General features: G+C 58.3%; 12 protein-coding genes. 6 read left to right on the top strand and 6 right to left on the bottom strand.

The genetic code is table 11. The features are described from left to right. The first annotated feature begins 21 nt into the window (after window positions 1–21). Entirely contained in the window at window positions 22–705 is a 684-nt protein-coding gene (locus FCN80_RS05900; protein WP_136989002.1) for a glutathione S-transferase family protein, read from the top strand. Here the strand turns inward: FCN80_RS05900 and pbpG are convergent. Further along, on the bottom strand, window positions 702–1,670 hold the full coding sequence (gene pbpG / locus FCN80_RS05895; RefSeq protein WP_136989000.1) for a D-alanyl-D-alanine endopeptidase: 969 nt from the start codon (window positions 1,668–1,670) through the stop codon (window positions 702–704). The genes FCN80_RS05900 and pbpG overlap by 4 nt on opposite strands. A gap of 404 nt (window positions 1,671–2,074) precedes the next feature. Here pbpG and FCN80_RS05890 point away from each other — a divergent pair, with 404 nt between their 5' ends. The 4 genes from FCN80_RS05890 to FCN80_RS05875 all read left to right on the top strand — a co-directional run bounded on the left by FCN80_RS05890 (window position 2,075) and on the right by FCN80_RS05875 (window position 6,885). Then, a complete protein-coding gene (locus FCN80_RS05890; protein WP_136988998.1) occupies window positions 2,075–3,310 on the top strand; it encodes an HlyD family secretion protein in 1,236 nt (411 codons plus the stop codon). Then, window positions 3,307–4,875 (top strand): DHA2 family efflux MFS transporter permease subunit, encoded by a 1,569-nt coding sequence (locus FCN80_RS05885; protein WP_136988996.1) that lies wholly within the window; start codon window positions 3,307–3,309, stop codon window positions 4,873–4,875. Before FCN80_RS05890 ends, FCN80_RS05885 begins: the two co-directional genes overlap by 4 nt. A gap of 1 nt (window position 4,876) precedes the next feature. Next, window positions 4,877–6,481, top strand: coding sequence for an efflux transporter outer membrane subunit (locus tag FCN80_RS05880; RefSeq protein ID WP_136988995.1), 1,605 nt, complete (start codon window positions 4,877–4,879; stop codon window positions 6,479–6,481). A 116-nt stretch (window positions 6,482–6,597) separates the two neighbouring features. Further along, window positions 6,598–6,885, top strand: a complete 288-nt coding sequence (locus FCN80_RS05875) for a YjcB family protein (protein WP_136988993.1) — start codon at window positions 6,598–6,600, stop codon at window positions 6,883–6,885. A 241-nt stretch (window positions 6,886–7,126) separates the two neighbouring features. On the opposite strand, the gene FCN80_RS05870 is transcribed toward FCN80_RS05875, so the two are convergent. Beyond that, window positions 7,127–7,816 carry a DJ-1/PfpI family protein gene (locus FCN80_RS05870; RefSeq protein WP_136988991.1) on the bottom strand — a complete coding sequence of 230 codons (690 nt, stop codon included), beginning with the start codon at window positions 7,814–7,816 and terminating at the stop codon, window positions 7,127–7,129. A 198-nt stretch (window positions 7,817–8,014) separates the two neighbouring features. On the opposite strand from FCN80_RS05870, the gene FCN80_RS05865 reads away from it, so the two are divergent. Further along, on the top strand, window positions 8,015–8,638 hold the full coding sequence (locus FCN80_RS05865) for a glutathione S-transferase family protein (protein ID WP_136988989.1): 624 nt from the start codon (window positions 8,015–8,017) through the stop codon (window positions 8,636–8,638). 43 nt (window positions 8,639–8,681) lie between these two features. Here FCN80_RS05865 and dusC read toward each other — a convergent pair whose 3' ends face one another. The 4 genes from dusC to FCN80_RS05845 form a co-directional block, all read right to left on the bottom strand. Then, a complete protein-coding gene (gene dusC / locus FCN80_RS05860; protein ID WP_136988987.1) occupies window positions 8,682–9,647 on the bottom strand; it encodes a tRNA dihydrouridine(16) synthase DusC in 966 nt (321 codons plus the stop codon). 193 nt (window positions 9,648–9,840) lie between these two features. Further along, window positions 9,841–11,253 (bottom strand): ATP-dependent RNA helicase RhlE, encoded by a 1,413-nt coding sequence (gene rhlE / locus FCN80_RS05855; protein ID WP_136988985.1) that lies wholly within the window; start codon window positions 11,251–11,253, stop codon window positions 9,841–9,843. Window positions 11,254–11,478: 225 nt separating this feature from the next. After that, window positions 11,479–12,243: an L-cystine ABC transporter ATP-binding protein TcyN gene (gene tcyN / locus FCN80_RS05850; protein ID WP_136988984.1), complete on the bottom strand. Its 765-nt coding sequence runs from the start codon at window positions 12,241–12,243 to the stop codon at window positions 11,479–11,481. Between the two features lie 226 nt (window positions 12,244–12,469). Beyond that, on the bottom strand, window positions 12,470–13,459 hold the full coding sequence (locus FCN80_RS05845; protein WP_136988982.1) for a D-cysteine desulfhydrase: 990 nt from the start codon (window positions 13,457–13,459) through the stop codon (window positions 12,470–12,472). Window positions 13,460–13,478: the final 19 nt, after the last annotated feature.

Genomic DNA, 13,478 nt, shown 5'->3' with positions numbered 1-13,478 from the left:
ATCTCAAGGGAGTCGACAATTTTGTACGAATTGCATATCGCCAACAAAAACTATTCTTCCTGGTCGCTGCGTCCCTGGCTATTGATGACGGCGCTGAGAATTCCTTTCACCGAAGTCGTTCATCCGTTTCAAGGGGCCAACAACGCCGGCATATTCGGTCATTTTTCCCCTTCGGGACGGGTGCCTGTACTGTATGACGGCGCCCTGGCCGTTTGGGATTCCCTGGCTATCGTGGAATACCTGGCGGAAATTCACGCCGGAGTTTGGCCGGAGGATTACCAGGCCAAAACCTGGGCACGCTGCGCGACGGCGGAAATGCACGCTGGATTTAGCGCGCTACGGAATATCTGCCCCATGAATTGCGGTATTCGGGTAACGCTGAACCCCGTGCCGGCGGCGCTGACCGAGGAACTCGTCCGTCTGGACGCCCTGTGGCAAGAAGGGCTGCGTCAATTCGGCGGTCCGTTCCTGGCTGGCGAGGAATTCAGCGCCGTCGATGCGTTTTACGCGCCGGTGGTCATGCGAATCCAGACCTATGGATTGCCGCTCTCCCCCGCGGCGCAAGAGTGGTATCGCACCATGCTGGCGTTGCCGTCGTTGCAGGATTGGTACCGACAGGCGCTTGCGGAAGCATGGCGGGATGAGAGTCACGAAGCGGAAAGCCGCCAATACGGGGAAATCACCCAAGACCTGCGCCGCGCTTAATCCACTTCGCCGCCTTGTCCCGCCGCGGCGTTACGCGCGGTCATGCCGGCCTGGCGGGCTTTTTGTTTTTTATAATTCAACGCCGCCGCCGGCACCGGCGACGCTTTGCCGGTTTCCAGCCAGCTACGGATGCGATTGGCGTCGGCGAAATGGGTATACTTGCCGAACGCGTCCAGAACAACCAGCCCCACCGGCCGATGATTGATAACCGTGCGCATCACCAGGCAATGCCCCGCCTGATTGGTGAAGCCGGTCTTGGTCAACTGAATCGCCCAGTCGGGACGATAGACCAGATGATTGGTATTACGGAACGGCAAGGTATACGCCGGATGTTGAAATTTCGCCATGGTTTCATGGGTAGTGCTTAACTCGCTCAGCAACGGATACTGTTTGCTGGCAATCAACAATTTGGCCAGGTCCCGCGCCGTCGAGACATTGCGCGCCGATAAACCGGTCGGCTCCACATAGTGGGTATGCAGCATGCCCAAAGAGCGCGCCTTGGCGTTCATGGCGGCGATAAATGCCGAATAGCCGCCGGGATAATGATGCGCCAGGCTTGCGGCCGCACGGTTTTCCGAAGACATTAACGCCAGCAGCAGCATATCGCGGCGGCTGATTTCACTGCCGACCCTGACCCGGGAAAAAACGCCCTTTAATTCCGGCGTCTGATGAATATCCACCGAGATAATCTCATCCAACGGCTGGTGGGCGTCCAACACCACCATCGCGGTCATCAACTTTGACAGCGAGGCAATCGGCACCACTTCATCGGCATTGGTGGAATAAAGTAAATGATCGTCGGTCATATCCACGACGATGGCGCTACCGGAAGCAATCACCAAAGGCGATAACGGCACCGCCGTCGCCGGCGCCGCGTTGATTGCGGCAAAGGCATTGCCGACCATGACATTGCCGAGCGTGAAAAGCGAGGCGCTCAAACACGCGACTCGAAAAAAAGATAACATTATTTTAGCACCTGAGAACCATGGCGTAACGCATGAATGACGCCATAGTATAGCGAATCATTGAAAAACGAAATATCCTTGTCACGCTTCACGTCCCCCCTGCGCTGATGGCGTCCTACGCCCTTGCTGCGAAGACATCCAGGGTTGTCGCCAATGAACGCCATGCGCTATCCCCAGATTTTTACACAACAAGCGCGGCGCGCGCATTTTTCCTGGCGGCCGGTATGGGTTTGCTATAATTGCTCTTACGTTAGCGACAATACACTATTTAACGCCCATGCACCGTCCCGCTGTGACACCTTGATGACGCATCTATCTCAAATGCATCGAATTGCCTCAGCGCGGCATAACCGACGTTGCAACCGGAAAGGTCACATGCCGCCAACCAAGAGGCAGTTTGTAGGATGACGAGTCAAGACGGCAACGAAACCCGCCAGTCAGAGAAGACATCGCCGGAGCGTGACCCTCAGCACCTCGGCGATCGCCCGGCGAATACCGGGCATAACGATGGACCGCGGCAAGACAGCCAGTCCCGGCAAGAATCCTCGGTCAATAATGGCTCGCCGGAGGACGACCAAAACGATGCGTCGACCGCATCCCATAATGGGCCCGGCAAAAAACCGTTAATCATCTTGGCGGTGGTCGTGCTTATACTTGTTATCGTCGCAATGTATTTCTGGCTGACGACCCGTAATCAGGAAACCACCGATGACGCCTATACCGAAAGCGACGCGGTCACCATATCGCCCAAAGTCTCCGGTTATGTGATTGATCTGGCCGTCCGGGACAACCAGCGGGTGCATAAAGGTGATCTGCTGCTAAAGATCGATCCGCGGGATTATGTCGCCCAGCGAGACCAAGCGGTAGCGCAGCTAGGGCTGGCCGAGGCCCAATTGCATCAGTCCCAGGTGCAACTGGCCTTGTCCCGGGTGCAGTATCCGGCGCAATTATCCCAGGCTCAGGCGCAATTGGCCCGCGCCGAGGCTAACCAGCAAAACGCCGAGGCCGAATACCGCCGCCAGCGCGGCGTCGATCCCCGAGCCACATCGCAGCAAAATATCGATACCGCCAACGCCCAGCTCAAGGCAGCCCGGGCTGATACCGCCAATGCCCGCGCTCAAGTGGACGTCGCCCGGCAGGTGGCATTGCAGATCCGCCAGGCCCAGACCACTGTCGAAGCACGACGGCAACAGGTGCGACAGGCCAAGGCGCAATTGGAGAGCGCCAATCTCAATTTGTCCTACACCGAGGTTCGGGCGCCGTTTGACGGTTTCGTCACCCGCCGCAATGTTCAGCCCGGGTTGCTGGTCCAGGCCGGCGGCGCCCTGATGTCGGTGGTATCGCCCAATGTCTGGGTCATCGCCAATTTCAAAGAATCCCAGCTGACGCATATGCGGCCCGGCGATCGGGTGGATTTGTCCGTCGACGCCTACCCTTCCCTGGCGTTGCAGGGCCATGTCGACAGCATCCAGCAAGGTTCCGGTTCGCGATTTTCGGCCTTCCCGGCGGAGAACGCCACCGGGAATTTTGTTAAAATCGTTCAGCGGGTACCGGTTAAGATTGTCATCGACAGCGGTCTGGATCCGAGTATGCCGTTACCGCTGGGCCTTTCGGTCGAACCCAAGGTCTATTTGAAATGAGCGCGGATCGTCACTGGCGGCCGGCCGCCAATCCCTGGCTGGTGGCATGGGTGGTGACCTTGGCGGTCTTCATGGAGATCCTGGATACCACCATCGTCAATGTCGCGTTGCCGCACATCGCCGGGACCCTGTCCTCCAGTTACGACGAATCCACCTGGGTATTGACCTCCTATCTGGTGGCGAACGGCATCGTTTTGCCCATATCAGCCTTTCTCAGCCGGGTGTTCGGACGCAAACAGTATTTCCTGATATGCATCGCCATGTTTACCCTGTGCTCATTCTTGTGCGGGATGTCCGACGAATTGTGGCAGATCATTTTGTGCCGCGTCTTGCAGGGATTCTTCGGCGGCGGCCTGCAACCGATTCAACAATCGGTTTTATTGGATTATTTCAAGCCGGAGGATCGCGGCAAGGCGTTCGGCCTGTCTTCCATCGCCATCATTGTGGCGCCGGTGGTGGGGCCGACCCTGGGCGGCTGGATTACCGATAACTACAGTTGGCGCTGGGTTTTCCTTATCAATATCCCCATTGGTATTCTTACCGTGATCGCCATATATCAATTGTTGGAAGATCCGCCATGGGAACGTCGCATTGAGGGCCGTAAACTGTCCATCGACTACATTGGTATCGGCTTGATTGCCTTGGGACTGGGATGCCTGCAGGTCATGCTTGATCGCGGCGAGGACGACGACTGGTTCTCTTCCGGTTTCATCCGGCTGTTTGGCTTGCTAACGGTTATCGGCCTGGTGGGGGCGGTATACTGGCTGTTGTACACGAAAAAACCGGTCGTGGAACTGCGTTGCCTCAAAGACCGCAACTTTGCCGTTTCAAGCCTGTTGATGGCCGGTATGGCCATGATCCTTTACGGCAGTTCGGTGACCATACCGCAGTTGGCGCAACAGGAACTGGGCTATACCGCCACCCTATCCGGCCTGGTCATGTCCCCTGGGGCGATTTTAATTGTGCTTTCCATTCCGCTGGTGCTTAAACTGATGCCGATAGTGCAAACCCGCTGGCTGGTGGCGTTTGGCTTCACCTTATTAACACTGGCCTTCATGTATTCCAGCCGGCTGACGCCCAACGTGGACTATTTCACCTTGGTGCTGATGCGCAGCATGCAATCCATCGGTTTGGGTTTTCTTTTCGTCCCGCTGACCACGCTGGCCTTTGTTACGCTGTCGCCGCGGCTCAACGCCGATGGTTCGGCGTTATTCACCATGTTTCGCAATGTGGCCGGCTCGGTGGGCATTTCGTTATCCACCGCCGCCATTACCGAACGCAGCCAGGTCCACAGCGCTTATCTGGCGCCCAACGCCACGCCGCTCAATGAGCAGTTTCAACAGGCTATCGCCGCCGGCGCGGCGGTGGTGCGCGATTTCTCGCTGCAAATAGGCGACCCGGTGCAGAGCGCCGCCGCACAGCTTTATCGGCAAATGATCTTCCAATCAAGAATATTGTCGTATATCGATGTCTTTACCCTCTGCGGCGTAATGGCGTTTATCATGATTCCTTTTTGTCTGCTGCTTTCGCCGGTAAAAAGCGAAGGCAACGCGGGGGCGCATTAGTATGCCGGCCAAACTCAGGGCGACCAGTCCTTCCTGGCTATTGCGGCCGCGTCATGGCGCGGCCGGCCTCCTGATGGCCGCATTGACCGCTTGCTCGATGGGGCCGGATTACCATCCGGTCACGCCGATCACACCCGCCGGTTTCCATGGGCTGGCCGGCGACCGGCAATCCACGCCGGTTTCCGCAACGCTTGCGTCGCAACCGGATCCCGTCTGGTGGCGTAATTTTCAGGATCCCGAGCTCAATAGCCTTATCGATAGGGCCATCGCCGGTAATCTCAATTTGCAACAGGCCGTGCTGCGAATCGCCGGCGCGCGCGAGCAGACGCTACAGGCCGGGGCCGCCGGTTTGCCGTCGGCGACGGCCAATGCCCGCGTGACACGCGAGCAATTAGGCGTTGAGGGTTTTCTTGATTCGTCGCAAATCCGCGCCCAGGCGCAAAATGTCGACCCGCAACTGGCCTCCCGGCTCGATGGCCTGACCCGGCCCATCAATTTATACCAGGGCAGTTTCGACGCCACGTGGGAAATCGATCTTTGGGGTCGGGTACGCCGCTCGATAGAGGCGGCGAACGCCCAGACCCAGTCGTCAATGGAAAGTCGCAACGATGCGCTGGTTTCATTGGAAGCGGAAGTGGCGCGGAGCTATTTGCAGTTACGCGGCGCGCAAAGCGTGGCGCAAACCTTACAGACGCAAATCGACGTGGCCCGCCAAACCCTGGAACTGACCCGCAGCCGGCAACGGAACGGACTGGCGCCGCAAACCGATGTGGAAAACGCCGCCGCGCAGCTAGGCTCCCTGCAAGCTCAGCTTCCTGCTTATCAGGCGCAACAACGGCAAGCCATGAACGCGTTGGCGGTCTTGCTGGGACAACCGCCCGGCACGCTGGATAAGGAGTTGGCGCAACCTAAACCCTTGCCGGCGCTGCCGGCGGCGGTGGCGGTGGGCGTGCCGTCCACGTTGGCGCGCCGCCGGCCCGATATCCGCCAGGCGGAAGCCAATTTGCATGCGGCCACCGCCAATATCGGCGTCTCCATCGCCCAGTTGTTTCCCGATTTATCCCTAACGGGCCAATTCGGCACGCGCAATGACGATGCGGATTACCTGACCCATTGGAGCAGCCATTTCTGGAGCATCGGTCCACAAATCTCCTTGCCGATCTTCCAGGGCGGGAAGTTGGTGGCCAGCGTCCGCCTTGCCAGGATCGATCAGGCCAATGCGGCGCTGGCCTACCGGCAAACGGTCCTGTCCGCCTTGCAGGATGTGGAAAACGCGCTGGTCAGCTACCATACCGATCAGGATCGGGTAACGGGCCTGGAGCAAACCGCGCAGTCAACCCAAAACGCCTTCGAGCTGGCTCGCGACAGCTATCGCAATGGGTTGAGTTCATTCATTAATCTACTGGATGCCGAACGGCAACTGGCCCAAGCCCGACAGCAATTGGCCGCCGCGCGGGTTGAGACCGGCGTAGATCTGGTCTCACTGTATAAGGCTCTGGGAGGAGGATGGGAAAACTACCCGGCGTCCGATTTGCCCCATTATCCGGTGTTCGGTCCGGCGGCTACGGTAAATAATATCCGGCCGGCTAAAAAAACAGCGGAATAAAGAGGTTAACGGCCGCCAGAAAAAAAAGTTGATCCACATCACAAATTTTTGTAGCGCAATATTGCAAAAAAGAGGAAAATTGGTACTGCTTAACCACCAGAGGAGGACTGTTCCTGATGAGTACTCTTACCGCAGGCTTTCATATGATGCGCTGGGAATTGCTCAGTGCAGTGATGATGTTTTTTGCCAGCACCTTGAATGTCGTTTGCCGCAAATCCAGCAAAAATGTTTTGGCTTTCGTCTTTAGCGGCGTCGGCATCAGTATGGCCTATTGGTTCGTCACCGGGTTGTTGGGGATTACCCTATCGGTGGAACTGGCATCCTGGGCCAATATTTGGGCCGGAATGAAAGAATTCGTTACCTATATCATTGCGCATACCCCGCCGGATTGGCAGGTAACCTGATGATCAACGGCTTGCCGGGATTCGGCCGTGGATTCCTCGCCGCTTTAGCCATCTTATTCTGCCCGAGTCGGGTAAGGCCGTTGTCCTCTTATTGAGTGGGCCAACGCTCGCCAGGCAGCACATTCTGATTTCCAAGGTATTTTCCCCCCGCTATTCGTGGGTATGCATGTTCCTATCCCATGGTGTCAAGATCCCCGTCATCTCCCAAGGACGTCTTCGCCAGAAAGGAGCATCGGTGGGCCTAGCGTGAGCGTAACCGGGCGGCGGCAGCCTCCACGGCGGCCTGGCGTGCCGGACGATAGGCCCTAAGACGCGCTATCTCCGCATCCCGCACAGGCGCCGGCGCGGTTTCCGGCCTGCCGGCTTGAAACGGCGGCTCTGGGGCATATTCCAACCCTAACTGAATACGTTCGGCCAGCGACTGTCCGTACGCTTCCGCGATGATCGCCAAGGCAAAATCCATACCCGCGGTAACGCCGCCTCCTGTGATAATATTACCGTCGCGCACCACCCGTCCGGTATCGGCGATAACGCCAAACGCCGGCAACAGATCCCGCCAGGCCCAATGGCAGGCGGCGCGCTTACCCTTCAGCAGACCGGCCGCGGCCAGAAGCAGCGAGCCGGTGCACACCGAACCGATGAATCGTGCGCGTTGGCCGAGTTCGTGGAGACGTCTGAGAAACGCGACATTTTCCATCGCCATAAAGCACCCGTTGCCGCCGGGCACGCAAAGGATATCGCAACCCGTGATGGTCATCAGATCGGCCAAGCCGGTGAACACCATGCCGTCCGCCTCCACTGGCCGGGCATCCTGCGAGGCGACGATGACCCGGACATCGGGCACGCGCGAAAAGAATTGGTGGGGACCGGTGAAATCCAACTGGGTTACTCCCGGATAGATCGGGATCACAATCGTCAGGGGCTGAACCATGGCATATCCTCTCATACTGTAAATTGACAAATTGGCTTGGCCCATCGCAAAGCGTCATGAGGCTTCCGGTTTATGATGATGAACGTCTTCGTTGCCGAGGGCAAATGATGGCACGCGGCGAATAGCTATTTTCAGCCGCGGGAAAAAGTGACAGTATGGCATGGCGTAATCACCCCAACCGCTTGCATAAGGAAGACTATGCTAAAAATATTGGGCAGATCATCATCCATCAATGTGCGAAAAGTCTTGTGGACGTGCGAGGAGCTGGGCATCAAATTTGAGCGTGAGGACTGGGGCGCCGGCTTCAAACCGACCCAGACGCCGGAATTTCTCGCGCTTAATCCCAATGCCTTGGTGCCCGTCATCAAAGACGATGATTTTGTATTATGGGAATCCAACGCCATCATCCGCTATTTGGCTCGCGCCTACCGCGGCGAGGCGCTTTATCCGGCGCCGCCTAAGCAGCGCGCCATCCTCGATCAATGGATCGACTGGCAGGCCACCAGTCTTAATCCCGCCTGGAGTTATGCATTTAACGCCCTTGTCCGCCATCTGCCGCCCGATCCCCGGGAAGCGGATATCGCCGCATCGTTGCGTAACTGGACCGGCAAAATGGCGATCCTTGACAAACAGTTGGCGAAAACCGGCGGCTTTGTCGCCGGCGCGGCTTTCACCCTGGCCGATATTCCTATGGGTTTGTCGGTTCATCGTTGGTTCGCCACGCCCTTCGAACATGCCGATTTTCCCGCGGTCAGCGCCTATTATGAACGATTAAGCCTGCGCCCCGGGTTTATGGCGCACGGCCGTAACGGCCTGCCGTGATACCGTCGTCCGTCCGCGCCGGCGGACGGCATTCCCGACGCATTCAAGCTCGAGCGCAAGCCAACACTTGACCGCCGGTATGGCGTTCTATGGCCTGGGTGATGGCCGCGGTGGACGTTTGCGCCCGGATCTCCTCAAACAACACCCCGGCCTGCGTGTAACCCTTGCGCAGAAAACCCAACCATTGTTTGATGCGGGCAACGTGGTACATGCCGGTATCGCCCGTCTTTTCCAGACTGAGATAGCGGCGCAGCAAAGCGGCGGTCTTCGGCCAGGGCATAATGGGTTCGTTGTCTTTGACCACCCGGCCGAGATTGGGTATGCACAACGCTCCGCGGCCAAGCATCAAGGCGTCGCAGCCGGTGATACGGCGGCAATCGGCGCCGCTTTGCCAATCACGGATCTCGCCATTGGCTATCACCGGGATGGCCAGGCGCCGTCGTATGGCGGCGATAGCCGGCCAGTCAATACGATCGGCGCGATAACCGTCCGCTTTGGTACGACCGTGGACCGCCAACTCGTTAGCGCCGGCCTGTTGCACCGCGTCAGCGATTTCCAGACTGTAACGGGAAGAATCCCAGCCCAAGCGTATTTTTACCGTCACCGGCTGCGAGACAGGCACCGCCTCCCGTATCGCCCTGGCGGCCCGGTAAATCAGTTCCGGATCCTTTAGCAAGGTCGCTCCGCCGCCGTTGCCGTTCACCGTCTTGGACGGGCAGCCGCAATTAAGATCCACGCCCCGCGACCCGAGTTCCACCGCCCGATAGGCATTCTCCGCCAGCCATTGCGGATGCTGGCCCAGCAACTGTACCCGAACCGGCGTGCCGTCGGGTGTTAAACCTGCTGAATAGAGCTCCGGACACAGACGATAAAAAGACTTTACCGGCAATAGATTATCCACCACCCGCAAAAATTCGGTGACGCACAAGTCATACTGATTGACATCGCACAGCAATCGACGCACCAGCGAATCAAGGACGCCCTCCATCGGGGCCAGCAGCACACGCATAATCTATCCGGCAGTCAGAATCGCGTAATACTAGTGAAGGACACAGAGTAATGCAAGATTGCCGGTTGCGGGTAAGCCGCGGCCGGCGAACAAAAAAGCGGATATATCAACACAGACGCCGAACTGTCGGCAGGACACCCGGTTGGGCAAACCCAACCGGATAAAGGGCACGCCTGGCCGGCGCGCACAAGGTTTATTTTTTGCCGCCGCTACGCGAGTCCCGTCCCGCAAAAGAAGCGCCATCGCGACCGGCGCCGCGTCCAGGTTGCGCCACTGCGCCGCCGGGACGACGATGTTGCCCCGCGCGGCCGCCATTTTCACGCGGCGCGCCTTCGTTGCGACCTGTCGCGCCCTGCCCGCCGCCATTGCGCCCCCCAGGGCCCTGACCGCCGCCGCGCGCCGCATTGCCGCGAAACCCCGCGCCGTTTCGGCTGCCGCGACCGGTCTGGATCGGCTCGGCTTTGATGGTCGGGTCGGGATCGTATCCCGGTAGGGCAATGCGCGGTATCGGTTTTTTCAACAAACGTTCAATGTCGCGCAACAGCCCGTATTCGTCGACACACACCAATGATAAGGCTTCGCCGGTGGCGGAAGCCCGGCCGGTACGGCCGATGCGATGCACGTAATCCTCGGCGACCTGCGGTAGCTCATAGTTGACCACATGGGGCAGCATATCGATATCCAGCCCGCGGGCGGCGATGTCGGTAGCGACCAGCACCCGTATTTGTCCCTGCTTGAAATCCGCCAGCGCGCGGGTTCTCGCCCCCTGGCTTTTGTTGCCATGGATTGCCGCCGAGGCAATGCCATCTTTGTTCAACGATTCCGCCAGATGATTGGCGCCGTGTTTGGTACGGGTGAAAACCAGCACCTGGCGCCAGTCATGATGGCCTATCATATACGACAGTAATTCCCGTTTACGCTTCTTATCCACCAAATGCACATGTTGGGTTATCAGATCGGCGGCCGCATTGGGCGCAGCGACGGACACCGAAGCCGGGTTATTCAACAGCGTCGTAGCCAGCGCTTTAATATCACTGGAAAATGTGGCGGAAAACAGGAGGTTCTGCCGACGGTCGGGCAGCAACTTCATCACCCGGCGAATATCGTGGATGAACCCCATGTCAAGCATGCGGTCCGCTTCGTCGAGCACCAGGATCTCCAGTTGGGACAAATCCACCGCCCGTTGGTGGGCCAGATCCAGCAATCGGCCAGGCGTGGCCACCAGCAGATCCACGCCGCCGCGCAATTTCATCATCTGTGGGTTAATACTGACGCCGCCGAACACCACCATGGAACGGACAGGTAAATGCGCGCTGTATTCCACCACGTTTTCGCCGATTTGCGCGGCCAGCTCACGGGTGGGGGTCAGAATAAGCGCCCGTACCGGGCGACGTCCCCTGGCCGGTGTTTTCCGGTCCAGCAGTTGCAGGATCGGCAAAGTGAACGCCGCTGTTTTACCGGTGCCGGTCTGGGCGCTGGCCATGATATCGCGACCTTGCAAGACAAAAGGTATGGCCTGAAGCTGAATCGGTGTGGGCTCTTTGTAACCCTTCTCGGCCAGGGCGCGCAAAATCTCGGCGCTCAGGCCAAGGGAATCGAATGACATAATAATGAATAACTCCAGATCCGCCCCGATTTGCCAAACTCAACACGTTTAGGGGGGATGATCAGATGGGAGGCAACGCCTTTCCATAGTGAACGGAAAAAAACTTAACGTTATTGTAGCAAAATTTGTATCGAAGTGGGATGTATATCTAAAAAATAACTGCAAATGAGCAATTCTTGCAGGGTCAATCGGGAAGTAAGGCGCCAGACCCTGACAAGACAGTCTTTAATGGGCGACACCGGCATTCAAAAATTTCGTTAGAAACTGCCTGGTTCGCTCATGCTGTGGATGCGTGAACACATCCTTGGCCGCCCCTTGTTCGGTGATGGCGCCGTTATCCATGAAAATCGCGCGATCAGCCACATCACGGGCAAAGCTCATTTCATGGGTGACGATAACCATAGTGGTTTTTTCTTCCGCCAGCGCGCGGATAGTGTTCAATACCTCGCCCACCAGCTCAGGGTCCAGCGCCGATGTCGGCTCATCAAACAATATCACCTGCGGACGCATGGCCAGCGCGCGAGCGATGGCCACCCGCTGCTGTTGTCCGCCGGACAGCCGTTTGGGATAGGCCGTCTCCTTGCCGCTCAAACCGACCTTGGCCAACAGCGCCCTTGCCCGTTCAACGGCTTCGTCGCGCGGCTCGCCTTTAACGACCACCGGTCCTTCGATAATATTGTCCAAAACCGATCGGTGGGGAAAGAGATTAAAATTCTGAAAAACAAACCCCACCTGCTGACGCAGGGCGCGAATTTGCTTTTTCTGGACGCTGAGGGGCTGGGCGCCGTCGATAATGATTGACCCCACCTGCACCGTGCCGCTATCCGGCTCCTCCAGAAGATTGATGCTGCGCAGCAGCGTGGTTTTCCCCGAACCGCTCGGCCCGACGATTGCCAGGACATCGCCCTTGTCCACCGTCAGATCAATACCGTCAAGCACCCGATGCCCATTGAAGGTTTTTACCAGCCGCCTGACTTCAATTGTACTCATGACACCTTTCCTCGTTACGTCGGCGAACCGAATCCGCCACACGAAAATTTTTCGCCAACGCGTACCATGGCCGTTGCCGGGACACACCAGGCAAAAACGAAGTCCGCCGACCGACGGGTTCCGACAAGCGCGCGCGCCGGTCAAGCACGACGACATCGGCCGGATAAGCCCGGGCGCGCCCGACAGCACACCGCTCAGCCACAACAACGGTCGTTGAAAAGGGGGTTCAAACGTCCGGATGGTAGGCGAACAGGGCTGGCGCGCCGCCAGTGTGGATAAACAGAATCGGCCCCTCGCCGAAACGCTGCCGGTTTATGCCGTCAATCAGCCCCGCCATGGCTTTGCCGGTATAAACCGGGTCAAGCAGTATTCCCTCAAGACGCGCCATCAGTTGCACGGCCGCCAGCCCCCCGGCATTGGGCATGCCGTAACGGGGGGCAAAATATTCATCCCATAATGCGATATCGGCCAGGGGTGCTGAAACGTTGAGCGCCTGAGCCAACTGCTGCTGCAAGGCCGCCACTTTGGGACGTTGCAATCCGGCACTGCGGGAAACCGTCACGCCGATGACCTGGGTTTGGGGCAATACCGCCTGCAAACCCAGGGCTAAACCGGCATGAGTGCCGGCGCTGCCGGAGGCGACCACCACGCTGCCCGGCCGGGAACCGCCCTCGCACTGCTGCGCGATTTCCAGCGCGCAACGCACATAGCCCAGGGCGCCCAGCGCATTGGAACCGCCCACCGGAATGACATAAGGCCGGAACCCTTGCGCCTCCAGCCGTTCCGCCGCTTCTTCAAGCTGCCGGTCCGGCTGATCGAGCGCCTCGCAATGGATCACTTCCACGCCAAACAAATCAAGCAACAATCGGTTGCCGTTGCCGAGATAGTTTTCCGCCCGGGTGGCAATGGGATTTTCCAGCAACGCGACACAATGCAAGCCCAAACGGGCCGCCACCGCCGCAGTCTGGCAGACGTGGTTGGATTGGATGGCGCCGGCGGTCACCAGCGTATCGGCACCCCGGCGCAACGCTTCCGCCGCCAGGAATTCCAGCTTGCGCAGTTTATTGCCGCCAAGCGCCAAGGGCGTGACATCATCACGTTTAATATAGATTTCCCGACCGAGATGCTCAGAAAGCCGTGACAGGTATTCCAATGGGGTTGGCTGGCCTATCAGATTCAATCGCGGATAATCGGCAAGACGTTGAGACAGATCCATTGGCTATCTCCGGCGACGG

Origin of the sequence: Martelella alba, assembly GCF_005217455.1 — a bacterium.
Classification (GTDB): domain Bacteria; phylum Pseudomonadota; class Gammaproteobacteria; order Enterobacterales; family Enterobacteriaceae; genus Acerihabitans.
Note: the sequence above shows the minus strand (reverse complement) of the source record. Positions and strands in the feature narration are given on the sequence as shown.